Annotated in this window: 23 protein-coding genes; 4 read left to right on the top strand and 19 right to left on the bottom strand. The window is 40.2% G+C overall.

Annotation, left to right across the window (positions count from 1 at the left end; translation table 11 throughout):
• Position 1: 1 nt before the first annotated feature.
• Together ACX9YW_RS05375 and ACX9YW_RS05370 are read left to right on the top strand one after the other, a co-directional pair.
• Positions 2 to 805, top strand: a complete 804-nt coding sequence (locus ACX9YW_RS05375; RefSeq protein WP_460342937.1) for an ABC transporter permease — start codon at positions 2 to 4, stop codon at positions 803 to 805.
• Positions 802 to 1,875: an ABC transporter substrate-binding protein gene (locus ACX9YW_RS05370; protein WP_460342934.1), complete on the top strand. Its 1,074-nt coding sequence runs from the start codon at positions 802 to 804 to the stop codon at positions 1,873 to 1,875. The genes ACX9YW_RS05375 and ACX9YW_RS05370 overlap by 4 nt, the downstream gene beginning before the upstream one ends.
• A gap of 45 nt (positions 1,876 to 1,920) precedes the next feature.
• Here the strand turns inward: ACX9YW_RS05370 and ACX9YW_RS05365 are convergent, their stop codons facing one another.
• Positions 1,921 to 2,835, bottom strand: coding sequence for an MBL fold metallo-hydrolase (locus ACX9YW_RS05365; RefSeq protein ID WP_460342931.1), 915 nt, complete (start codon positions 2,833 to 2,835; stop codon positions 1,921 to 1,923).
• Between the two features lie 113 nt (positions 2,836 to 2,948).
• Here ACX9YW_RS05365 and ACX9YW_RS05360 point away from each other — a divergent pair, with 113 nt between their 5' ends.
• Positions 2,949 to 3,845 carry a PhzF family phenazine biosynthesis protein gene (locus ACX9YW_RS05360; protein ID WP_460342928.1) on the top strand — a complete coding sequence of 299 codons (897 nt, stop codon included), beginning with the start codon at positions 2,949 to 2,951 and terminating at the stop codon, positions 3,843 to 3,845.
• 197 nt (positions 3,846 to 4,042) lie between these two features.
• Here ACX9YW_RS05360 and ACX9YW_RS05355 read toward each other — a convergent pair whose 3' ends face one another.
• Positions 4,043 to 4,750 carry a M48 family metallopeptidase gene (locus tag ACX9YW_RS05355; RefSeq protein WP_460342925.1) on the bottom strand — a complete coding sequence of 236 codons (708 nt, stop codon included), beginning with the start codon at positions 4,748 to 4,750 and terminating at the stop codon, positions 4,043 to 4,045.
• A gap of 208 nt (positions 4,751 to 4,958) precedes the next feature.
• Between ACX9YW_RS05355 and ACX9YW_RS05350 the strand changes: the two genes are divergently transcribed.
• A complete protein-coding gene (locus ACX9YW_RS05350) occupies positions 4,959 to 5,816 on the top strand; it encodes an alpha/beta fold hydrolase (RefSeq protein ID WP_460342922.1) in 858 nt (285 codons plus the stop codon).
• Positions 5,817 to 5,912: 96 nt separating this feature from the next.
• Here the strand turns inward: ACX9YW_RS05350 and ACX9YW_RS05345 are convergent, their stop codons facing one another.
• The 17 genes from ACX9YW_RS05345 to ACX9YW_RS05265 all read right to left on the bottom strand — a co-directional run bounded on the left by ACX9YW_RS05345 (position 5,913) and on the right by ACX9YW_RS05265 (position 23,395).
• The gene (locus tag ACX9YW_RS05345; protein WP_460342919.1) at positions 5,913 to 6,827 is read right to left on the bottom strand and encodes a hypothetical protein; all 915 of its coding nucleotides are present in this window, start codon (positions 6,825 to 6,827) and stop codon (positions 5,913 to 5,915) included.
• A 66-nt stretch (positions 6,828 to 6,893) separates the two neighbouring features.
• A complete protein-coding gene (locus ACX9YW_RS05340; protein ID WP_460342916.1) occupies positions 6,894 to 7,160 on the bottom strand; it encodes a DUF3006 domain-containing protein in 267 nt (88 codons plus the stop codon).
• Positions 7,150 to 8,883: an S-layer homology domain-containing protein gene (locus tag ACX9YW_RS05335; RefSeq protein ID WP_460342913.1), complete on the bottom strand. Its 1,734-nt coding sequence runs from the start codon at positions 8,881 to 8,883 to the stop codon at positions 7,150 to 7,152. Before ACX9YW_RS05335 ends, ACX9YW_RS05340 begins: the two co-directional genes overlap by 11 nt.
• Before the next feature lie 259 nt (positions 8,884 to 9,142).
• Positions 9,143 to 9,946, bottom strand: coding sequence for a patatin-like phospholipase family protein (locus tag ACX9YW_RS05330; protein ID WP_460342910.1), 804 nt, complete (start codon positions 9,944 to 9,946; stop codon positions 9,143 to 9,145).
• The gene (locus ACX9YW_RS05325) at positions 9,943 to 10,557 is read right to left on the bottom strand and encodes a DedA family protein (RefSeq protein WP_460342907.1); all 615 of its coding nucleotides are present in this window, start codon (positions 10,555 to 10,557) and stop codon (positions 9,943 to 9,945) included. The genes ACX9YW_RS05330 and ACX9YW_RS05325 overlap by 4 nt, the downstream gene beginning before the upstream one ends.
• Positions 10,558 to 10,566: 9 nt before the next feature.
• Entirely contained in the window at positions 10,567 to 11,700 is a 1,134-nt protein-coding gene (locus ACX9YW_RS05320; RefSeq protein ID WP_460342904.1) for an MGDG synthase family glycosyltransferase, read from the bottom strand.
• Positions 11,701 to 11,950: 250 nt separating this feature from the next.
• Positions 11,951 to 14,119: a histidine kinase dimerization/phospho-acceptor domain-containing protein gene (locus ACX9YW_RS05315; protein ID WP_460343237.1), complete on the bottom strand. Its 2,169-nt coding sequence runs from the start codon at positions 14,117 to 14,119 to the stop codon at positions 11,951 to 11,953.
• A 7-nt stretch (positions 14,120 to 14,126) separates the two neighbouring features.
• Positions 14,127 to 14,819: a response regulator transcription factor gene (locus tag ACX9YW_RS05310; protein ID WP_460342901.1), complete on the bottom strand. Its 693-nt coding sequence runs from the start codon at positions 14,817 to 14,819 to the stop codon at positions 14,127 to 14,129.
• 188 nt (positions 14,820 to 15,007) lie between these two features.
• A complete protein-coding gene (locus ACX9YW_RS05305) occupies positions 15,008 to 15,952 on the bottom strand; it encodes an aldo/keto reductase family protein (protein WP_460342898.1) in 945 nt (314 codons plus the stop codon).
• A gap of 377 nt (positions 15,953 to 16,329) precedes the next feature.
• A complete protein-coding gene (locus tag ACX9YW_RS05300) occupies positions 16,330 to 16,614 on the bottom strand; it encodes a hypothetical protein (RefSeq protein WP_460342895.1) in 285 nt (94 codons plus the stop codon).
• 194 nt (positions 16,615 to 16,808) lie between these two features.
• Positions 16,809 to 18,053, bottom strand: coding sequence for a cation:proton antiporter (locus ACX9YW_RS05295; protein ID WP_460342892.1), 1,245 nt, complete (start codon positions 18,051 to 18,053; stop codon positions 16,809 to 16,811).
• Positions 18,054 to 18,059: 6 nt separating this feature from the next.
• The gene (locus tag ACX9YW_RS05290) at positions 18,060 to 18,557 is read right to left on the bottom strand and encodes a cation:proton antiporter regulatory subunit (RefSeq protein ID WP_460342888.1); all 498 of its coding nucleotides are present in this window, start codon (positions 18,555 to 18,557) and stop codon (positions 18,060 to 18,062) included.
• A gap of 84 nt (positions 18,558 to 18,641) precedes the next feature.
• Complete coding sequence (locus ACX9YW_RS05285; RefSeq protein WP_460342885.1) at positions 18,642 to 19,202, bottom strand: tyrosine-type recombinase/integrase; 561 nt, start codon at positions 19,200 to 19,202, stop codon at positions 18,642 to 18,644.
• 137 nt (positions 19,203 to 19,339) lie between these two features.
• Entirely contained in the window at positions 19,340 to 20,188 is an 849-nt protein-coding gene (locus tag ACX9YW_RS05280) for a D-alanyl-D-alanine carboxypeptidase family protein (protein ID WP_460342882.1), read from the bottom strand.
• A 118-nt stretch (positions 20,189 to 20,306) separates the two neighbouring features.
• Positions 20,307 to 21,779, bottom strand: coding sequence for a protein adenylyltransferase SelO (locus tag ACX9YW_RS05275; RefSeq protein WP_460343234.1), 1,473 nt, complete (start codon positions 21,777 to 21,779; stop codon positions 20,307 to 20,309).
• A 361-nt stretch (positions 21,780 to 22,140) separates the two neighbouring features.
• Positions 22,141 to 22,668 carry a DinB family protein gene (locus ACX9YW_RS05270; protein WP_460342879.1) on the bottom strand — a complete coding sequence of 176 codons (528 nt, stop codon included), beginning with the start codon at positions 22,666 to 22,668 and terminating at the stop codon, positions 22,141 to 22,143.
• Positions 22,658 to 23,395: an NAD-dependent protein deacylase gene (locus tag ACX9YW_RS05265; protein WP_460342876.1), complete on the bottom strand. Its 738-nt coding sequence runs from the start codon at positions 23,393 to 23,395 to the stop codon at positions 22,658 to 22,660. Before ACX9YW_RS05265 ends, ACX9YW_RS05270 begins: the two co-directional genes overlap by 11 nt.
• Positions 23,396 to 23,472 lie beyond the last annotated feature (77 nt).

The raw sequence follows: 23,472 nt of genomic DNA, 5'->3' as shown, positions 1-23,472 counted from the left end.
GTTGGAGAAAAAGATAACAGCTTTACCAAAATTATTTCTTATCATCGTTTTTCTCATTCTTTATGCACCGATCTTCTTTCTCGTCTTTTACTCGTTTAACAGTGGCGGAAACATGTCCGGTTTTGACGGTTTCACCCTAGACTGGTATAAAGAGCTTTTTCAGGATACACGATTGTTAATTATCGTGCTAAATACATTAGTCGTTGCGCTTTTATCTGCTTTATTTTCAACGATTTTTGGTGTACTTGGAGCGATATGGATTGATTCGATAAGAAAACAAAAGACACAAAATACATTCCTGTCGCTTAATCATGTATTGATTGTAAGCCCAGACGTAGTCATTGGTGCCTCCTTTTTAATTTTGTTCACGATGGCCGGAATTAAGCTTGGTTTTTATTCGGTGTTATTGTCGCATATCGCCTTTTGTATTCCAATTGTCGTTCTAATGGTTTTGCCAAAATTAAAGGAAATGAGTTCAACCTTAATCGATGCGGCCTTAGACCTCGGAGCGAGCCGATTAGAGGTGTTGACGCGAGTGATTTTACCGTATATTACCCCAGGAATATTCGCAGGCTTTTTTATGGCATTAACGTACTCTTTGGATGATTTTGTTGTTACCTTTTTCGTGACAGGTAACGGTTTTAGCACGCTTTCTGTTGAGATTTATTCCTTGGCGCGCCGCGGAATTGCTCTTAACATTAATGCTTTATCAGCACTTTTATTCTTAGTTACCTTACTGTTAGTTGGAGTTTATTATATCATTACCCAACGTTACAAGGATAAAGGAATGGGGGTACGGCGATGAAAAAATTAGTCCAGTTGGGCGTGGCCATTGTTCTCATTTCTGGTTTGCTGTTACTTACAATTGCGAAAATGAACTCTGCTGAAGGTTATTCTAGTGGTAATACCCTTACGATATTTAACTGGGGCGATTATATCGATATGGATCTTGTCAAACGTTTCGAAAAGGAAACCGGAGTCAAAGTTATCTATGAAACCTTTGATTCCAATGAAGCGATGATGACAAAAATCGAGCAAGGGGGAACGACCTACGACATTGCCGTTCCATCCGAGTATATGATTGATAAAATGCGCCAGGAGAACCTGTTGGTCCCGCTCGATCATGCCAAGCTGCCAAACTTAAAGAATATCGACGAACGTTTTATGGATCTTCCGTTTGATCCTGAAAATCGCTATTCCGTCCCTTATTTCTGGGGAACAGTTGGTGTCGTTTATAATTCAAAATTAATTGGCGGGAAGACCATCACAAGCTGGAATGATTTATGGGATCCTGATTTAAAAAATGAGATTTTTTTAATCGATGGAGCACGTGAAGTCATTGGAATGGGATTAAATAGTCTAGGGTACTCCTTGAACGACACAGATCCTGACCACCTCCAAGAAGCGAAAGAAAGGCTCAATGCGCTCACACCTAATGTAAAGGCGATTGTTGGTGACGAGGCGAGGGTTCTTTTAGAAAATAATGAGGCGGCTATCGGCTTAGTTTGGTCAGGTGTCGCATCTGAGATTATGTATGAAAATGAGGATCTTGAATATGTTGTACCGATAGAAGGCTCTAATCTGTGGTTCGACAATATGGTCATTCCGAAAACAGCCAAAAATGTCGAAGCAGCACATCAGTTTATCAATTTTATACTAGACGCGGAAGTAGCTGCCCAAAATACCGAGTATGTTTCTTATTCAACTCCAAACAAAGAAGCGTTGAAATACATGCCGGAAGAAATGACGGGTGACGTGCGGTTTTACCCGCCACCTGATTTAACCGAGAAACTAGAGGTTTATGAAAACCTTGGCAAAAAGAATCTAGCCCTATACAATGAATTGTTTTTAGAGTTTAAGATGCATCGGAAGTAAATAGTAGTGAAGGACAAGATGCTTAGGCTTCTTGTCCTTTGTTATTTAATCGACTACGGTTGTTTCCCCCAGCAATAATACCTTTAATTGCTCTTTAGCTAGTCCTCGCTTGTCCCATTCTTGCAGCAATCTTTCCAATGCTTCTGGTCCAGTATCGTCGGCTAGCCGATAGGCACCATAGTGCATGGGCACGAAGTATTTTGCTTTTAATTCCAGAAAAGCTTTCACACTATCCTCCGGGTTAATATGTGAATCCTTCATAAACCATTCCGGTTCATAGGCACCAATTGGCATGAACACCGTATCAATCGCAAACCGTTCCCCAATTTCCTCAAACCCACGAAAATATCCGGTATCACCGACAAAATACATCGTCTCCTGTTTGGTTTGAAAAATCCACCCACCCCAGTGGGAAGTATTCATGTCACGCAGTGTTCGGCGCGTCCAGTGCTGGGCTGGAACGAAATGGAACTCGATTCCTCTAAGTTCTACCCGTTCCCACCAACTTAATTCCGTCACCTGCTGATAGCCTTTTTTAGTAAATAGCGATTTGAGTCCCACCGGTACAAAATAATGTGGATTGCCTTTTATTTTTTTCAAGGTTGGAAAATCCAAATGGTCATAGTGCCCGTGTGAAATGACGACCACATCGATTTCGGGCATGTCCGTAATCCCAATCCCTGGCTCCGTAAGCCGTTTTCCAAAACCCATTCGTTTCGCCCAAACGGGGTCTGTTAATATATTTAGACCATTTAATTGAATCAAAAAGGTAGAATGACCAATCCAAGTATATGAGGTATGGGTTCTATTTGCTTGTAAAAAGTCCACCCTTTTCTCCGTACTCTGTTCGATATTCACTGTTAAATCCTTTTTCTTACTTCTTCGTTCCTTCTGCCATTTGCGCATGTCCTGAAATGATTTATTGTTTGCCACATGATCTAAATTTGCATATTTCTTCATACGCTCACCTTTATTCTATCTGCTATTTTTTGGGGTTTATACCGAGTCATCTTGATTTCCAATGAAATTTCTATCATTATGAGTATAGCAGATTTTATGGGGAGAGATGAAAGGTGAAGGATGCTCAGATTTTTCATGTTGATGCGTTTACCGACCAGCCTTTTGGCGGCAATCCGGCGGGTGTTGTCCCAAATGCTGAGCTTTTAACAGAGGGAGAAATGCAAAGAATCGCGCGGGAACTAAATCTTTCGGAAACAGCTTTTGTAACCACGTCCACAAATGATCATGGTGATGTACGGGTGCGTTATTTTACCCCGACAAATGAAATTGATTTTTGCGGTCATGCGACGATTGCTCTTTCGTGGATTCTAGCAACAGAATTCGGCTGGTTGAAAAAGAAGGATGAGATTAAATTAGAAACAAACATTGGAATCGTTCCGGTAAGCTGGACGGTCGAGGATGGCCAATTACTTTATGTGACGATGACCCAGGTGCCCCCGAAGTTGAAAGAAATCAATCATGATAAAAAAGAACTTTGCCGTCTTGCGGGCATCAACATTGACGACCTCGATGATCGATTTCCCATTAAATTAGCCTATACCGGCAATTGGCATCTTCTTTTGCCTCTTAAGACCAGAAAGGCCATCGATGCTGCCCGACCATTGTTGGATGAATTAGCTACAATGAACAAGGAGCTGGGTATTAGTACGACCCATCTATTTACCTTCGATACCGTAGATGATGCGTTAGTTTATACCCGTGATTTCGCTCCAGCTGTCGGTATACCAGAAGACCCGGTAACTGGCTCCGCTAACGGAGCGTTAGCAGGTTATTTTTTGCTTGAAGGAATAATCGACCCAGCAAGAACGACTTCTTATAAAATTGCCCAAGGACATGCGGCAGGTAGACCTGGATACTTGGAAATTGAAATTACATTCAATGGTTCAGAACCAGTCATTTGTGTCGGCGGCCGTGCTGTAAAGATGATGTCTGGGAACATGAGTTTTTAGAAAAACATCAGGCACCCCTGTGGACAAGTCAAGATTTATCCATGGAAGTGCCTGATTTTCTTGTGGATAGTTTAAGTTATCCGCAGGTTTATGTTGATTACTTAAAAATACTGTTGATAAATTGTGAAAAAACTTTATACAAAATAAACGGGAGCTTAACTTATCCACTGGTTTTCCTTGCAATTTCCCTTTATCCTCTATAGATTCATCTTCCAATTCGACAAGGCTAACCAGTTTTCCCGAGATTCATAATCAGGAATAATTTTTCCAACAAGACGCCAAAACGAACGGTCATGATTTAAATGGACCATGTGGCACATCTCATGAACAACTACATAGTCGATCACTTCTTGTGGAGCCATTGCCAATCTCCAATTAAAGGTCAGCTGATGCTGGGCATCACAGGTACCCCAGTTCGCCTTACTATCGGTTATTCGAATCGAGCGCGGCTTTGTTTTGAAGTGGACTCCATGGGCACGAATGCTTTTTTCCACTAAAGTCTTGCACTGTTGATAATAAAATCGCTTCAAAGCTTGTTTGATTCGTTCCTCTTCGGGATGTTTTACCAATATATGAAGTTGATTCTCCTTGAATATTACGTGGTCCTGATTATGATTGACGTCATGAGAAATTTGAATCGGATAGGCATTGCCAAGATAAAGAAACTCCTCGTCCGGTTCATAAACCTTCTGCTTGTTACCTGAAATTCGATCCTGCATTTCCCCTTTTTTCGCAAGAATCCAATCCCACTTTTCCTCTAAAAATTGGCGCACGGTTTCCTCGTGAGTCCCCTTAGGAGCATCGACCTCAACGTTCCCGTAAAAATCAATCCGTAAGCCTAGTGACTTCCGATTTTTATAAAAAATATCAAAATGAATGGTTTCGTTTAAATAGCTATGGATCATTTTATCACCTGAAATTTCTTTTGAGCTTAGAGTAACAAACACTTGGCCTTACGTCTATAACCCATCTATTTACTTTAGGTAAATGAATAATCAGTAGACGAAATTATTACGAAAAAGTTACTTTTTTCTAAACTATCTATTACCACTCATGTTTTTACTATAATAAATGTTATAATAAGGAAATTTTTTTAATAGGAGCGAAGGAAAGATGTTAATAAGAGTAATTGACAACAATGGTACGAAAATTCAAGTTTATGAGAATGGAAATCATACAGGTGAGGCAATTGTTTTTTTACACCCGCAAGGCAGTTCTTCTAAAATATGGCGAGGCGTTGATTCCTATTTTGACCGCTATCATGTGATTCTAATCGATTTACGTGGGCAAGGCGAGTCGGAACGAGCGATAAGTGGCTATGATATTGAAACACAGTGTCAAGATATTCTTACTGTACTTGAAGCCGTTGGTGTCGCGAAAGCCCATTTTGTCGGTAATTCATTGGGTGGCGATATCGCCACCGCTTTTGCAGCGATGCACCCGGAAATAGTGCTTTCGTTAACGAATATCGATTCTGGCATGATTGATTACATTGGTGTGGATGGGGAAAGACCATTGACTAAGGAAGAAGTTTTAGCAGAGTTCCGGAATCGAGAGATTAAGAGCTTTGCTTCGAAGAAAGAAATGCTTCAGTATGTCGAGAGTGTATTTCCGACAGAAATTTGGGATTCCTATTTCGAGGAGTGGTTTAAATTTGTTTCGATTTATGAACTCCAAGACGGGAGATTTTCTTACCAAATCCCCGTTCACATCAATGTACAAATTATGTCGATGGTCTGTGAATTAAAGTACAAAGCGCTGTATCAAGGTATAGAATGTCCGATTCTCTTCTTACCTGCGGAAAAAGAAGATCATTTACATACAAAGTTATCTTACATCGAAGAGGCAAACAAATATACAGAGACTTGGACTAAAATCATCCCCGGTTCACAGCATTTAATGATTCTAAACCAGCTTGACGAAGTCTGCCACGAAATCCGAGAATTCATCCAAAGCACTTCAACACTTTAGTGCTTTAAAGAAATCGGGGACAGTCCCCACATGCTTTAAAACGCTAAAGCGTTAATGTGCTTTAGCGTTTTATATTTATTCTTGCGCTTATATGTGTTAATGGATGTTTTCTGTTGGTTGTAGTGGTTGATTGTTTAGAATGTTTTCAACTTCTTGGTATCCTTCCAGGAAGGCAAAGTTATAGCGTGCCGGTAGGGCAAATACATATTTGCTATTACGTCCCAGCTCTTTTGGACCAATTGGCGCTGCTCCAATATGGAAATCTTCCTTCTGTAGAGAGTTCCATTGCTCTAGGGTGAAGATCATAATTGGAATATCCTGCCTCGGCACTTTAGTTGTCCATTTGGGATGCCTAATGATCAGCATTGGACCAGTTGCTACTACTTTTTCACCTTCAGTTCCCTTCCATCCTAGCCCTTCCCATTTATCCTTCACAATCGAATAATCTTTCCATGTGCCTGGCAAAGAAAAATCAAAGCCATATTGGGTATTTTTATAGATAACATTTTCTGCTTGTGCGTAATCCCCGAGTGTTACCCCTTCAATTAACCATTTTTGGTTAACCTTATTTACGTCCAATGTGATCGACCGTTTTGCTACGTTATTGTTATCATTTGTACTTTCTATAATGGATCCTTTTATTTCATAATTTGTTTCCGAACGCTTATGGATGGATTCAATTTCAATGCGATCTGGCCATGGGCTTGAAACTAGCCTTCCTGGCGCATTTTCTGGATCATTCTGCCATTTTTCCAGAAGCGTTTGAGAGACAAATTTTCCATAGTTCTCTTGCATACTTTTTCTTACTATATCTTTAGGAGAGAGTAGAGAGACGTTTTGGAGTGTTTGGCCAAAATCTAGTACTAATCTCTTAATGACATTCTCAGGATTCTCACTCTCCTGCCCTTTCCCTTCCTTCGCCACTTGTGACACTGATATCGCTCCATCACAACCGACTAGACTAGCGCTTAACCATAATGCCAGGGCAATACCAACCATTCGAAACTTCATGACTATTCCTCCTGTTATACCCTTTATAGATATAGACGAATCCGTAAAAAGATTGATACAGTTTTATTAAAATAAGTTTCTACTCACCAATTTCTGTAGAATTTCTTCATTTTCTTTCCGAATGGAGTTTGTTTCTTCCTCCAATAACCTGATTGATTGAATAACACCAGCAGCCATTTCCAGTTCAAGAATGCTGCCCTTCTCTATCCCTTCAGGAAGCTCCTCCCGTTTGACAAGAAGTTCTACCGTTTCGTCCAGCCGATATAGTAAAACAGCCAACTCCCCTTCGAAGCGATCAATTGTGTATTTTCCACTTCGATAACTATTTTGCATGGATTAGCTTTCCTGTCGGGTCATAGAGTTTTGCGCTGTCACCTGAGTTATTCCAAATATTACTTGTCGTCCAGAATAAATAGCTTGGCCGTTTTTCAACCGCTTTTGGCCCGGAAGTAATCGTTACCGTTTGCCCCGCCTTTAAAACGTAACCGCTTGGGAAATTATAGGTCTGATTACCATTAATACTCACTAACTTCCAACCTGTCATTGTCACATCGTTTGTGCCATTATTTTTGATCGAGACTGTTTCTTTACTTAAATCTAGTCCCGTGATGGTCAGTTTTCCAGTTTCCCCTGGTGGATTTCCACTGTTTGGCTTCCCAGTGTTATTTTTTTCCTCCGCATATTTCCACGGATGTGCCAACACATCATAGGTACTGCCATTTGTCTTCACTACAATCGTTCCCGACTGAGCAGTAGAGAAAATACTCGCCCCCCATTGAAGCAGGCGGTCTAATACTTCCTTATGTGGATGACCATAGGAATTACCCTCACCATAGGAAAGTATCGCTACCTTTGGCTTTACTTCATCTAGAAAAACTGTACTTGTCGAGGTTGCGGAGCCATGATGACCCGCTTTTAAAATTTCAGCCTCCACATTATAAGTTTGGACCATTTGCGCTTCTTCCTTTGCCGCAGCATCAGCTGTTAGCAAAACATCAATCGTACCCATGCTTAATTTTAAAACAATCGATGCCTCATTGCTTTCCTCATTCGCTCCACCACTATTTAACACTTCTACCTTAACCCGCTTATCCAAATCAAGTAATTGCCCATCTTTTGCAATGGAAACGGGAATATTTTTTTCACGAATGAGACGTAGATAGTCACTATACGTTACCGTCGTATGCGGTACACCATTATCAAGAATGGCTTTGACTTTTATTTTATCAAGAACCTCTAGTAGCCCTCCGAGATGGTCGGCATCTGGATGGGTTGAAACGACAAGATCCAATGTACTCACACCTTGGTCCTTCAAATATTGGACAACGGTCTTGCCCATTTCCCTTTTTCCACCGTCAACGAGCATGGTTTTTCCATCCGGGAAAAACACGAGGATGCTATCGCCTTGGCCGACGTCTAAGAAATGCACCTGAAAATCAGGCTGCGGTTTGAATTCATCATTCAGCAAGCGTGCCATAAATAAGGCGAAATGCTGGCGGGTTAATGCTTGGTTAGGTTTAAAAACATTTCCGGGATACCCAGTGGTAATGTTGTTTTTCGCAAGCGCCTCTACATACTCATGGGCCAAATCACCCTTTGGAACATCTTTAAAATCGCCTGGGTAAACCCCTGATAATCCGTATGCTATCGCTAAAACTTTAGCCATTTGAGCCCGCGTTAAGGTGCCATTTGGATCAAAATATTTCCGCCCTGTATTCGGATCGGTTTTTCCACCTATGAAACCCATCTCAATCGCTTTAGCGACTTCTTCATAGCCGTAGTCCCCGGGTTTCAAGTCGGTTAGACCGGGATTGGGGGCTCCTGTAGGTGAAACCTGCTTTTCCCTTAAAATCATTTGTACCGCTTGAAGTCTTTTGAGAGGAGTATTCGGGCGGAACTCGTTATCATAACCCTTGATGATTCCCCTGGTAGTTAAAAACCCAATTTCACTTTTGTATTGACTCACATCAGTGAATGTTTTTGCCTCCGTCGATGGAGCAGGCGCCAAAAAACTTAGTATAATTGCCATAATAATAAATGAAACTTTTATTTTCATCAAAACAGATCCCCTTTCTAAAGTTATCATGGTTAATAAAGGGGATATTTATGTAAGGCTATTTCGCATACAATGTTGCTTTACGTATAAGTTCTTCAACCGGATAATATCTTGTTTCGTGGGCATCTTTTCGTTAAATAGTATGCGAAAATCGCCTGGAAACACTGCAAATGAACGATATAGTGCACGTTAGCAACAAAGGTTACGAAAAGAGCCCTATGTAAAAGGGGAAACAGGATTTTTAACCTGTTCCCCCCTCTTAATGAACTTTCCGTAGCCACTGGTCCAAATAAACGACTTTGCTGCCTCGTTCTTGCATTTTTTTATAAAATAAAACTCTCTGAGCCTCTAATTGCCCGAGTTCTACAACTCTTGATAGATCCTTTGTTTCAAACCGTCCGATATCGTGCAAATCTATGTCAATTAGCAAATCAGCAGCCTTCAGGCAACGTTCCGTATTCATATCACTAGCAATATCGATATACCGATTGATATAGGAAATCAAATTGCTTGGCTGCTGGGCGTTTGAACCGCTAACTCTTACAGAAGTGACATTTTCAGCCCCCATTTTTCTAACAATGTCGGCTGGATTATTATTTAAAATATAGCCATCTACTAGTATTTTATCGCCGATTTCGATTGGCGAAAACACGCCCGGGATGGCGATGCTGGCACGAATGGCTAATGCCACTTCACCAGTATCAATAACCACCATCTTACCTGAAATCAAATCCACACAAATCACGGCAAAGGGAATCTCTAAATCCTCGAAATGTTTCCCTTCGGTTAGTTTTAATATAGTTTGATAGATTCGGTCGCCTTTAATCCAACCTTTACGGTTGAATCCAAAATCAAGATGGCGGCGGATCGATAAGCTTTGGAGCTCGCTACTCATTTTGTCAGGGTTCATACCGCACGCATAAAGACCGCCTACCACAGACCCAGCGCTTGTACCGGCAATATGAGTGATTTCAATCTGCTGACTGATCAATTCTTGTAACACACCGATATGGGCAACACCTCGAAGAGACCCCCCACCTAGAGATAGTCCAGTTCGTTTCAAGCGTCATGCCCTCCTTCCTTTGTTTTCATTAACAACAGCTTTTCTCGCTTAAATTTTTTATAATAAAAAAGGACGATCCCTACTATTACAACCATGATGACCCCGTAAAAATATAGGCTGTAGGTCGCAAAAAACTCCTTAAAGGCCTCATAATTCCCGTTGAAATAATCGCCAAGTAAAATCATCACAAACGACCATGGATAAATTCCAATAAAGGTCAACAGGGAATATTTCAGCAATTGAACTTTACTCATTCCCGCGATATAAGAAATATAATTACCAATCCCAAACGGTCTCGACAAAGCGATACTCCAAATCCCATACTTATTAAAAAATTGCTGACCTTTACTAAGGCCCTTCCTTAAGCGTTTCGAAATCAACCGTTCCATCTTCATCCCTAAGAAATAAGGAATCAAACTCGCTAAACTATAGCTAAGACTCATCCCGAAAGCAATCAGCGCCGTATCCACATAACTAGGTGAAAAAAGATATCCAAATGACAGGACCATCACGATACCAGGGAATGGGAGAGAAGACCCTTCCAAAGCCATTACGACAAATAAACCAGGTATGCCAATTGCATGGACCCATTCCAAAAATTGCTGCACCATAGTTCTCTCCTATAAGATCTGCTTAGCTGCACTGGAATCAATTAAACAGCTAATGAATTGGGCGATTTTACTAGGATGGCCGTTCTCAATTTCCTTTAAATATGCCTTCTGGGCTAAATGAAACTGCTCCATCTGCATCGGGTTTTTGAAAAATTGATCCATTTGCTCGTTTATTGAGCTATGTTGATTTAAGATGCGTACAAGCTTTAATTCCGTCAATAGCTTTAAATTGATCTCCTCTTGGCCAGGAAGCGCTGAGTGAATAAAAATCGGTAGCCCCTTCTTTAAGGCTTCGCTGATGGTTACGCCACCAGGTTTGGTGATGATGGCATCCACTTGACTGTATAACTGATCCATTTCTTCTCTTGATGAAATATAAGGCAGTGGATGAATGTTAGGCTTTTGTAATTGGCTAATTTTTTGCAAAAGCTTTTGGTTGCTTCCACATAAAACGTAGTATTCAATATCGCTTCCGTTCATTTCTTCGATCATTTCTATGATGTTTCCTAGACCCACACTGCCACCCGAAACAAGCACGCGGCGTCGGCCAAAGGAATTTCCCACCTCCGAGGTGATTTTCGGCTCAAACTGTTCATTGGTAGGGATTCCGGTTACAATGATTCGGTGTTCCGGAATTCCATTTTCCTTGATGAGTTTGTTTTTCACCGCACCGCTAGGAACAAAGTGGTAATCAATCCCTTCCCGACCCCAAACATCATTAATAAAGAAATCGGTATAGACATTAATGACTGGAACATTGCACTGCATTTTACTTTTTAACCGACTCATAAAATATGAAGGAAACCCATGGGTACAGACGATTAAATCCGGCTTTTCTTGTTCAATGATTTGTTTTACCTTTTTCATGAATAAAAACTCATAATATTTATAGGAGCGCCCACCCTTTGATTGGTAAGCCATTTTCTTGTACACCCATGCGTAATTTTTCGGGAATAAATGAATCCACTCCAAATACGTTTTGGTCACCAAATTTTCCAACGTGGAACTCCATTCACTTAAGAGATCAATTTTTTTACAGATGATGTTCTCATCTCTTTTTTGTAAAATAGCCGCAAGCGAATCAGCGACCTGATGGTGTCCCGAAGGCATTCTTAACAATGGGAAAAACAAAATCTTTTTCACCGCACTCATCCTCTCACTTTGTTATGTTCACTTTACAAAAATAACCGTTTCTTCAAAACGCCCTGCAGTCTAATCATCCGCTAAGACCTGCGCCGTATTTTGCATTATGTAATTTGCTCTTAATGCCTTTAGTATAAAGACCAATTTTAAAGAAACTACTAGTGTAAATCTTAAGAGTTTCTTAATATTTCCATTGAAAATATTAACAAAAACAAAAAACTCCTACCGAAATAGGAGTCTTTCTTGAAATCTATTGGTTGTATAAGTCTAGTTTTACGATCACCTTAAATAAATCGCCGTCCACATCTAAATCTAGCGTTCCCTCATGTAAATCAATAATCGACTTGGCAATGGCCAGACCGAGACCTGAACCATCGGTATGACGTGACTGATCTCCACGTTTGAATCGTTCAAATAGTTCATCCGTATCATCATTGAGCTCGTATTTTGAAACATTTTTAAATGTGATAATCACTTGATTATTTTCTGTTTTTACATTTATATAGGCTCTCGTATTCTCTAAGGCATATTTATATATATTGCCAAGCAAATTTTCAAATACCCGCCAGAGTTTTTGGCCATCAACGAAGGCATAGACCGGATGGTCCGGATTGGATATTCGAAATTGAATCTTTGAATCCTGCATCGATTCATGGTATTCCGCCAACGATTGTTGAAGTAGTTGAACGATATCAACCTTCGCTTTCGTTAGTTCAATATTGCCGCTAGCCATTTTCGATGCCTCAAACAAATCATCAATTAAGACTTTTAAACGTTGCGACTTGCGATCAATAATTTCCACATACGATTTACGTTCATCCTCAGATATCTCAGTTTTTTTGAGAAGCTCCGTATAGGTAATGATTGACGTTAACGGTGTCCGTAAATCATGACTTACATTCGTAATCAACTCCGTCTTTAATCGTTCACTTTTCGCTTGAGCGTTCTGAGAATTTTTCACGCCGTATTTTAACAGATTAATATCTTCTGCTAGCTTTGCTAAAAAAGACTTGCCAACAATTTTAATATCGGGCTCGAATTCGCCCTTTGCCAAAGCCCGTGTATTGAGTAAGATTTTATTAAAATACCCGATTCTTTTTAAAATCAAGATAAAAAGCGGTAAACCTACTATGATACAGCCAAAGAAAAAGATAACGAAGAATCCTGTCTCATTGGCACCAAGGCCCAAAAAGATTCCTAATAAAAAAACGACCGCCAATATCAAGAAGATTTGCGTTCCAACCCTGCGATTCACAAACGCGTTATGAACCATCTCTTTCGCTCTTACACTAATCATATTTTGCCAAATTTCTTTTTCAGAATCTCTATTTCTTACCCTCCTATAAAAATATATCGACTGAATAAAGGTTATTCCAAACATGACAGTTATAAAGAAAAGATGTATCAAGACATCATCCAAATGAAAGTTATAATAGATATTCGTCAGATTAACGGTTAAGGAAAAGGAGATGATTACCGAAATCGCCAAAACTAGTACTGACAAATCAAATGGAAGATTACTATAGGGCCCCTGCCATTTTTCCGGTGCTAACCGCGAAATAATTCCTATTTTCCTTCCAATCCAAATGCTAGCTATTAAAGCCAAAAGAGCTCCTGCAGAATAAATCCAAAAGATGATTCTTTCTTTTGCAAACGATTGGTATTCCAACATTATGATATTGGTTTTTGGAGCATCCTTCGTCACCGCAATACTACCTTCAAACAAATCATTAGCATGATTTCGGAAATAGTCAATTATTCCCGGAATGAACATATCCTCGCCCAGTTTCAGATAGCCGTTATTTTTCGTTGGATAACTTTGGATAAAGTACGATGTTTGATCATTTATATACTGATCCACAGTTTCACTGTCTTTGGTTGGTAGATTGGTGAATACATCTCCTGTACTGGTGTTTTTTAGATAATACACAAACGCTTCACGATATCTTTGATATTCCCCGCGATTAACTTCTAATTCCTTCAAATAATTTTCAATACTAGCTTCTTTTTCTTTTCTGACTTTTTGCTCCACATATTCATCGCTCTCGAAGTTCTTGGTTATATCTTCAATTTTCGTATCCCGCTCCTTGATATAAATATCCTCGAGGTTCTCATGTCCATTTGTTTTCGCTTCATCAATTTTCGAATTATATTGTTGTTCTATATTCTCGATTTGTTCGGTTAAACCACCGTATCGATAGCGATGCTCATCAATTTCCTCTTTGGAAACGGTAATGGCATTTTTCATTTCTTCTTTTGATTGTACTTCGTAGGTATAAAGATAATTGGTAAAAGTTCTGAGTGTATATTCAAATTGATTTGTTTTAAAATAATTTGCTTCCGTATAATCCTTATCATTTATAAGGACAGATAAAACACCACTTAAACCATAGGCAAACAAGACAAGCCATGCAATCATCTTGATTCTATTTATCCATTTTGTATCCAATTCCCCACACCACCTTTAAATACCTTGGATTTTTAGGATTGATTTCAATTTTCTCGCGGATTTTTCGAATATGAACCGCGACGATGTTCTCCGCGTTGTAGTAAGGCTCATTCCATACACGTTCGTAAATATCTGCAATGGAAAATACTCTGCCGGCATTTACCATTAACAATTCAACAATTTTATATTCGATTGGCGTAAGCTTCACAGGCTCACCATTTACTGCAACCTCTTTTGCAGCCTGGTCGAGGGTTAGTCCGTTTAAATCGATGACTTTGTTAGTCCCTTCAAACTGCCCCAATTTCAAAAATCTTCTAAGCTGCGATTTTACCCTGGCAATTAGTTCTAACGGATTAAATGGCTTGGTGATATAATCATCGGCGCCGACCTGCAAGCCCAGTATCTTATCTGTATCTTCACTTTTTGCACTCAATATGATAATCGGAATATTCTTTTGTTCGCGGATTTTAAAGGTAGCGGTAATTCCGTCCATTTTCGGCATCATAACGTCCAATAGAATCAAGTGAACATTATTTTCCGTCAATAGTTCGAGCGCCTCCACACCATCTTGCGCTTTTAAAACCTTAATCCCTTCATTTTTCAAATAAATCTCAATTCCATCGCGAATCTCTTTATCGTCATCCACCACTAATACTACGTAATCATTCATCGAACAACCCTCCTTCTCGAAGTTTAACATAATTTAGGATAAACAAAACTTCTTAATTAAAAGGGAGGGAAAATCTGAAGAATTTCTTAAGATTTTTAATTGGTGACGGGCACCAAAAAAGCGCCAGCCTCCTCTCGTTACTCGAGGGAGACATGACGCCTTTTTCAATAGTATTAGAATTTCACTGTTTAATATAAATTCAAGATTCCGTCAATTCTTTCAAGAGTGCTACTAGAAAGTTTTACTCCTGATGCCTTCACATTTTCCGCTAACTGTTCAGGTCGACTAGCTCCTACGATAGCGCTAGAAACATTAGATTGTCTTAAAATCCATGCTAATGCGAGCTGACCTAAAGTCAGGCTCTCCTCCGCTGCTACTACCTTTAACTGCTCCACTTTATCAAGGTTTTGATCGGTTAATTGCGAGATTTGTAGATGCTTTTGCGCAGCGCGGCTATCTTCTGGTGCAGCTTCGCCCTTTTTATATTTTCCTGTTAACACGCCTTGTGCCAATGGTGAAAAGACCACTTGGCCGATGCCGTGTTTTTCGGAGACAGGGATGATTTCTTTTTCAATATTGCGATGTAGCATACTGTAGTTTGGCTGATTGACAACAATGCGGTCGAGTAATTTTTTATCAGCTAAATGAACGGCCTCTGTCATTTGTTCGGCAGTCCATTCGCTGACACCCAAATAAAGGACTTTGCCTTGGCGGACTAGGTCATCTAATGCGCGCAACGTTTCTTCTAACGGTGTTTCCTGATGGTAGCGATGGCAATAGTAGACATCGATATAATCCATGCCAAGTCTTTTAAGGCTCGCGTCACATTGCTCGATGATATGTTTTCGTGATAAACCCTGGTCATTCGGGCCATCGCCCATTTTACCAAACACTTTAGTCGCTAAAACATAAGAGTTTCTTGGGTACTTACTTAATGCCTTCCCAACAACCTTTTCGGCTTCCCCGCGTATGTATACGTTTGCTGTATCGAAAAAATTAATCCCCAACTCATACGCTAAATCGATGGATGACACAGCGTTCTGTTCCTCAACATAGCCTCCATATGTAAGCCAACTGCCAAGACTAATTTCACTTACCTTTAATCCGGTATTACCTAAACGACGATATTGCATTCTTCTCACCATCTCCTTTCATTTCGATACCCTAAATATACTATAAAATGGGAATGGTGGAAATAGGGCGGATGATTCCGCTCAACCGCCCCAAAATCTACATGCTTTTATCCGATTTTCTGTCGCTATTCCATGAAGCAATATAATAGAGGCTGCAATAAATGAAGAAAACAATAACCGTAGAGCCATGCAATTCGCCGTTCGATATTTCCAAAAGAACGCCAATGCCAAACACCACTAAGCTAAAAAACCAAAGCCCTTTGAGTCTGGTGATAATTTTCATAAAAATGGTCCTCTCCATTCTGATTGAGGTCTTTCTTAGATGTATTAACCATTTTATGAAAAAATATACACTTTAGCAGTCGGAAGAAATCATTCTAACACTTTTTTCTATTTAGTAAAAAAAGGCTTATCCCAAGTGTTAAAACTGATATGAATTTGCTGGACAAAAGAAGATAGCCGGTAACATGCCGGTCTAAGGTAACATGTGGTAATTTAATGAGGATAATCACAATAAGCATGCCAAAACAAAGAATCGCATAAGCATGTCGATAGGCACGATTAATAATATTTTCACCGCGCTTAAGATAAACAATCACAACATAAGTCATCACCAAAACCATGACATAAGTTAACAATCCAATTGCTACACCAATGCCCATCCTATAACAATCCCCCCTTCTCTCTACCGCTCTAAAGCATGTGTACTCTTTACAACACTAAAGCACTTTAGCGCTTTAGTGCTGTAAAAAAGTCGGGGACAGTCCTACATAATTTAAAGGGCGAAGCTCCTTTAAATGTATGCCACATGAATTAAAGCGTTAAAGCGCTAAAGTTTCGTAGACTGGTTCTGTTATTATTCTTCTAATTTATCATTTATGGGTACTGATATAGGTTTGCGTTTTGTTTGTGTTTCCCATTTGAAGATTTTATTAAATAAGAAATAGATTTTTTTGGATTCCCTTGTTAGTAACGGACCGATAATCGCTAATATTAAAACATACACAGCAGTAAATGGTTTTAATATCGGCATTAGGCCACCCATCAGGCCTAAATTAGCAACAATAATCGAAAATTCTCCCCTTGAAACGATCGTTAATCCGATATTGGAAGAGGCTTTATGTGACAAACCTGCCTGCCTCCCGGAAATCATTCCAGCTATAAAGTTACTAATAATCGTGATAATGACAGCCCCTAATGCAAGCCAAACTGCTCCACCAAGGCTAAATGGATCAATACTTAATCCGAAGCTAAAGAAAAATACGGCTCCGAAGAAATCTCTAAACGGAATAACTAATTGCTCAATCCGAGCCCGATGCTCCGTCTCAGAGAAAACTAAGCCTAATAACAAAGCGCCAATTGGTTCGGCTACATGGAGCTTTTCAGAAAAGCCTGATACTAAAAATAACGAGGCAAAGATGACAATAATGAATATTTCATTAGACTTTATGTTTAATAGTTTATTGAGGATAGGGGCTCCCTTTCGAGCAATAACGAAAAATAGAATCATATAACCTAATGAAATGAGCACGGAGATAATTGTCCCTAAAATGGTCGTCGATCCACCTAATAATAGACCTGACATGACTGAGAGGAATAACGCTAAAAAGATATCATCAAAAAGGATGATTCCTAAAATCAATTCTGTTTCCGGGTTGGCTGTTCTTTTTAGATCAACGACAACCTTGGCAACAATAGCCGTCGAAGAAACGCTTAAAAGCCCCGCAATAATGAGTGTTTCCATCACTGGAAATCCGACTGAAAATCCGTAAACAAGACCCAATATAAAATTTAGAGCAACATAAATCGTCCCACCAATAACAATCGATCGTCCCGATCGAATGAGTTTTCCGACCGAAAATTCAAGCCCTAAGTAAAATAATAAAAATAACACACCAATTCGGCCAAAAAACTCAATTATCTCTGAGCTTTGGATAAAAGTTAGATCAATAAATCCAATTTTCGGGGCATGTGGACCAAGGACCATTCCTAATACAATAAGAAACGGGATAATCGAAAATTTCAGTTTATCTGCTAACAGGGCAATAATGGCAATAAGGACCAACGCTGTTCCAACTTCAAAAACTAAATGATTCCCCAATTTTCATCACCCATCCTTTCTTGAAAAGATTTCTTTGACAATCAATTTTACTTGATTGCGTTGTCCAGATACGATGACTGTGTCACCGGATTCTAATAATGTTTCTGGACCAGGTGTATGAATTTTTTTAAGGTTCTTCTTAATAATTGCCACAATGTTTACTTCATAAGATCTGCGGATATTTAATTGGCCAATCGATTGATTAGCAGCTGTGGCACCTTCCTCCACCTTAAACCATTCAATCACTAAATCATCAAACGCCATTTCAATCGTTTCCAATGCTTTCGGTGCATATGCCATCCCGCCAATAATGGCTGCCATTTGCCTTGCTTCGGTATCATCAAGTGTCACGCTTGAGATGGCTTCTTCGTAATTCCCTTGCTCAAAATGATAAAGATCCCTTCTGCCATCATCATGGATGATAACTACGAATTTCTCCTTATTCTTCGTAATAGCCTCAAATTTCTTCCCGATACCCGGTAGTTCAATTTCGCGAATAATCATTGTTCAAACTCCTCCTCTTCATATCGCTTTAACACTTTAAAGTGTGTGGGGACTGTCCCCACATCCTTTAAAGCATTAAAGTGTTTATAGGTTTACATCGATTTCGGTTCGTATTTTTTCTTCTTTAGAGACCCCTATGTACTTTAGCGTTTCTGAAGGGGTTGAGTGGTTAAAATGCTTTTGGAGTAGCGAGATGGCTATTCCACGTTTGTAGGCATGATAACCAAATGTCTTTCGCAATGAATTCGTGCCAATTTTCCCTTCAATCCCTACGGCTTCTGCTGCCTGATGTATAATCCGGTAAGCTTGCTGACGAGTAATCGGTTTTTCGGTCTTCCTGGATTTAAATAAATATTCCTCATTCGTTAGCTGCTCATTTTCCACAAAATGTTGGATTGCCTGCTTGACCTTATGGTTCAAATAGACCTCCTTCATCACTTCATGATGTGGGTACTGGAAAAAACTTTTGACACAGCCTTCCTTTTCAAAGACATCCCCAACCTTGATTTCCAGCATTTCGGTAATTTTTAAACCAGTGTTAATGCCGAAAACAAACAGCATAAAATCCCGCTCCGAATGCTTTTTCAAATACTTCTTGATCGCATTAATTTGCTTAATGTCCCTAAGAGCCTCCACGTATTCCATTTCAAAACGCTCCTTAATCGATGTTACATAATTATATTATTACATAGTATTATGTAACATTCAAACTTAAAATAAAAAAACCTAAGCTTCCTGAGAATTTCGGCTAAATGATTGCATAAAAAAATGAGCCAGGAAATTTACCTGGCCCTAACGACTGTTTTATTTTCTAACAAATGAAAGGAGTAATTTGTCATCGCGGCGAGATCCTTATACTGCTCTTCCCGAGAGGATTTCATGACAACCCCAATCAAGGTGACCCCATCCTTCTCGACGATCTCAACTAAAGAATTCCGTGCAGCATCGGTATAACCAGTTTTTCCGGCTATCACATTCGGTTTCTTATGGAACTGCGCCCGATTTGTAAGTTGGACGGTTCTGGTGGAAGTTTTAACAGTCGTGCTTTTTAACCCCATTACTTTAATGATTTCTGGATAATGGTGGAGGACTTCTCTTGCGATTAGGGCCATATCATAGGTTGTTGTGTAATGCTTAGGGTGATGCAAACCGCTGGCGGTCACAAAATTAGTATCCCTTACACCAATCTCCTTTGCTTTCTTATTCATAAGGGTACTAAATTTAACCTCAGTTCCAGCAATATGCTCGGCAATCATCGTTGCCACATCATTGCTACTCATCACAAGCAATGCTTTCAGCGCTTCATCGCGACTCATTCTTTCTCCCACTTTTAAAAGAAAAATAGAATTGCTGACATCCTGCTTAACCGCTTGTGGACTAGCAGTGAGGACCGCCCCTTTTTCAACTGAGTCTAATAACAGCATCGCAGTGACTAGTTTTGTCATACTTGCTGGATACCATTTACCCCGGGCCTGCTTTGAATAGACGACTTTTCCTGTTTTCGCATCAATCACCGTTGCAAATTTCCCATAAACTTGCGGCAGTTTCTGTGTAGCTGCTTCGCTTATAGGGACATGACCGACTAATAGAAGGAGAATAATGAAGAAGCAAACTAGCTTTCTAGTAAACATGGAGAACCTCCTTGCATGTACTATTCCATGTTATACATATTCAACTTTTCCATTATATTTCCTTTTAGGGATAAAAAATTGCCCAACCCTATCAAGATGATAGAATTAGGCAATTTATTCACGTTCCACAAAAAGTTCTGTAAGGACGGGATGATGGCACTGGTAGTTTCGTGTATTCATTTTGTTCAATAGTGTAGTCATACGGATTGGATAGAGCCACTAGGAGTTGTTCCATTACTTGATAATCCCCGTTCTTAACAGCCGATTCCAGAGCCTCTTCAACTCGATGATTTCTTGGTATGACCGCAGGGTTGCTTTTTCTCATCAATGTTTGCGCTGAATCTTTGGATTCTGATTGCCGTGTCAATCTATCCTGCCACTGTTTTAGCCATTCCTTAAACTGCGGTGTATTATACATCGCAATATCATCATATTGTTCCAGAGTTAAGGCACGAAACGTGTTGGTGTAATCCGCTTGATGCTCTTGCATTAAGTTTAAAAGGTTCTCAATTAGTGATTTATCTTCTTCCTCTTCACTAAAGATTCCTAGTTTGGCGCGCATTCCCTTAGTCCAGCTTGCTTGATAAATTTTACCGAAATTTCCGAGTGCCTCTTCAGCTAATTTAATCGCATCATCTTGATTTTCGTTTAGTAATGGTAATAGAGTCTCAGCAAATCGAGTCAGATTCCACAACCCAATGTACGGCTGATTCCCATAGGCATAACGTCCTTCTCTATCAATCGAACTGAAGACAGTTGCCGGATCGTACGTATCCATAAAGGCGCACGGGCCGTAATCAATGGTCTCCCCACTAATGGTCATATTGTCAGTGTTCATGACGCCGTGGATAAAACCAACCAGCTGCCATTTGGCAATGAGCTGGGCTTGACGCTTGATGACTTCGTTTAGAAAGGCTAGGTAACGTTCTTCGTTTTGAGCTGTTTTTAACTTAGGATAGTGACGATTAATAGTATAATCGGCAAGGGCTCTCAGGTCCTCGTCATTGCCCGATCTTGCCGCATATTGAAAGGTTCCTACACGAATATGACTAGCAGCTACTCGAGTAAGGATGGCTCCCGGTAGCTCTGTTTCCCGGTAGGTAATTTCACCGGTCTTTACCACTGCTAAACTGCGAGTCGTTGGGATATTTAAAGCATGCATCGCTTCACTGATAATGTATTCACGGAGCATCGGTCCCAAAGCTGCCCGGCCATCGCCGCCACGAGAGTATGGCGTTCTTCCCGGTCCCTTTAACTGAATATCAAAGCGCTCGTCCTTTGGTGTGATTTGTTCACCAAGCAGAATGGCACGCCCGTCGCCAAGCATCGTAAAATGGCCAAATTGGTGGCCAGCATAGGCTTGGGCAAGAGGAGTGGCACCATCCGGAACTTGATTTCCCGCAAAAACAGCTATCCCCTCTTCACTTTTAAGTGCCTGAACATCTAACCCTAGGTCTGCAGCCAATGTTTCATTAATAATAACTAACTTCGGCAAACGAACAGGAGTTGGTTTTTGCAAGGTAAAAAACTTTGCAGGTAAACTAGCATAACTATTATCAAAACTCCAACCAAAATCCCTCTTCATCTCCATCCCTCCATTCACTTCATAACCTCCTAATAGTCTACACAATAAAAACCAAAAAAACACTTTAACCCTTTAAAGCATATTACCCTGTGTGATTTCATTGATCATGACTCCATCACTTCATTCCCAAGCCCTGCATATTTCTTGAAGATCCTTGTAAAATAGTTGCCTCATACCGAATCACATTTCCATTTTCATATGTAAATTTATGCTCCAAATTGAGTTCACCATTTAAGATTTTCGGTAAAAATCATAGGTGTCTCCTTTCAGAAAAAAACCCATCTCCTGGAATAAAGAGAGGACTTTTACCATTATACTGCAATTTAAGAACCTACCAGGCTGATTTTCTTTCTGTATGCTGGGATTATCAACCATTCTTCAAAACACCCAAATATTCCACCCATGGTCCAACATCCGTACGATATCTCTCCGCCATCACCCTAGTCACCTGAGCCAAATGGGTAAAATCATGCACGACCCAAGTAGCAAGCAATTCTCGCAACCGAACTACACCAAAATGTGGGTGAACTCCAGTTTGTTCCAAGTCAGGATTACTGGCAACAAGCCCTTTAAGTTTCTCTAGATTTGCCGCTCTCAGCTCAGCAAACTCACCAATAAGCTGTTCCAATGTCTTACCTGCAATGTTTTTCAAATGCCCCAATCGCTCAAACGGCGGAAAAGTTTCACCCTCTCCTTTTGTTAAAATAATTTCTAGCCGAGGAATCCAGTCGTTCTTCTCCCCCTCAATCAAATGCCCGACCACTTCAATGGCATTCCACGTTCCGTCACCTTCATTACAAGTGGTCCAGCCTTCTGATAGTCCGGACAATAATTTTTCAACTACAGAAGGTGTTCGCTCCAGGATTTCAATGGCTTCCATTAGCTCAAAATTCATCCCTCTCGCCCCCCAATTCTTGCAAAACTCCACCAATTTTCCGGTCATTAATGACAATATCAGCTAGACTATCCAAATCCGTCGGTTCCATATTAATAATAACTAGCTTCGCACCATTTCTTTTCGCATCGACCGGGAAGTAATTGGCTGGCGCGACACTTAACGATGACCCAAGCACGATAAATAGATCAGCCCGATTTGTCTCAACACCAGCCTCATGGAAACTATTAGCCGGCAGTGATTCACCAAACAAAACGACACCTGGGCGAATAAATCCACCACATGCGCAGGTTAAATCCTCCTCCATAAACCTGGAGATTGAGTAAACTTCACCGCACTCATCACAATGGCAGGATCGAAGAGTCCCATGCAGTTCAGAAACATTTTCACTTCCAGCCTTTTGATGAAATCCGTCTACATTTTGGGTTATGATGGCTTTAATCTTCCCCTCCTGCTCCCATTTAGCAAGAATATGATGCCCAGTATTAGGTTCAAGATTTCCGAGGTTATCAATTCGATGCCTGTAAAATTCAATAAAATCCTCACGATGATTTTTCATCGCGTTGGTACTAGCTAGTTTCATTGGATCCTTATGCTTCCATATTCCAGTTGTAGCAGAGCGAAAATCTGGAATTCCACTTTCAGTCGACATGCCTGCCCCCGTAAAAATAACCGTATATTGAGATTCAGCCAACCACTTTTTTAGCGTTTGAATGCTGTTTTCCAAAAGGTCATCTCCTCCTATCCATTCCTTTCCATTATAATGGACCCCGGCCCTATATTAGTACTTTTTAGTGTAAAACT

It is taken from the genome of Pseudoneobacillus rhizolycopersici (genome assembly GCF_054786815.1).
This window is presented reverse-complemented; position numbering and strand designations above follow the sequence as displayed.

Bases quoted from the DNA above. Each gene is read 5' to 3' on its own strand.
- ACX9YW_RS05370 (WP_460342934.1), top strand. From the start codon at position 802: ATGAAAAAATTAGTCCAGTTGGGCGTGGCCATTGTTCTCATTTCTGGT.
- ACX9YW_RS05365 (WP_460342931.1), bottom strand. From the start codon at position 2,835: ATGAAGAAATATGCAAATTTAGATCATGTGGCAAACAATAAATCATTT.
- ACX9YW_RS05355 (WP_460342925.1), bottom strand. From the start codon at position 4,750: ATGATCCATAGCTATTTAAACGAAACCATTCATTTTGATATTTTTTAT.
- ACX9YW_RS05350 (WP_460342922.1), top strand. From the start codon at position 4,959: ATGTTAATAAGAGTAATTGACAACAATGGTACGAAAATTCAAGTTTAT.
- ACX9YW_RS05345 (WP_460342919.1), bottom strand. From the start codon at position 6,827: ATGAAGTTTCGAATGGTTGGTATTGCCCTGGCATTATGGTTAAGCGCT.
- ACX9YW_RS05340 (WP_460342916.1), bottom strand. From the start codon at position 7,160: ATGCAAAATAGTTATCGAAGTGGAAAATACACAATTGATCGCTTCGAA.
- ACX9YW_RS05335 (WP_460342913.1), bottom strand. From the start codon at position 8,883: ATGAAAATAAAAGTTTCATTTATTATTATGGCAATTATACTAAGTTTT.
- ACX9YW_RS05325 (WP_460342907.1), bottom strand. From the start codon at position 10,557: ATGGTGCAGCAATTTTTGGAATGGGTCCATGCAATTGGCATACCTGGT.
- ACX9YW_RS05315 (WP_460343237.1), bottom strand. From the start codon at position 14,119: ATGATTGCATGGCTTGTCTTGTTTGCCTATGGTTTAAGTGGTGTTTTA.
- ACX9YW_RS05310 (WP_460342901.1), bottom strand. From the start codon at position 14,819: ATGAATGATTACGTAGTATTAGTGGTGGATGACGATAAAGAGATTCGC.
- ACX9YW_RS05305 (WP_460342898.1), bottom strand. From the start codon at position 15,952: ATGCAATATCGTCGTTTAGGTAATACCGGATTAAAGGTAAGTGAAATT.
- ACX9YW_RS05300 (WP_460342895.1), bottom strand. From the start codon at position 16,614: ATGGGCATTGGTGTAGCAATTGGATTGTTAACTTATGTCATGGTTTTG.
- ACX9YW_RS05290 (WP_460342888.1), bottom strand. From the start codon at position 18,557: ATGATTATTCGCGAAATTGAACTACCGGGTATCGGGAAGAAATTTGAG.
- ACX9YW_RS05285 (WP_460342885.1), bottom strand. From the start codon at position 19,202: ATGGAATACGTGGAGGCTCTTAGGGACATTAAGCAAATTAATGCGATC.
- ACX9YW_RS05280 (WP_460342882.1), bottom strand. From the start codon at position 20,188: ATGTTTACTAGAAAGCTAGTTTGCTTCTTCATTATTCTCCTTCTATTA.
- ACX9YW_RS05275 (WP_460343234.1), bottom strand. From the start codon at position 21,779: ATGGAGATGAAGAGGGATTTTGGTTGGAGTTTTGATAATAGTTATGCT.
- ACX9YW_RS05270 (WP_460342879.1), bottom strand. From the start codon at position 22,668: ATGAATTTTGAGCTAATGGAAGCCATTGAAATCCTGGAGCGAACACCT.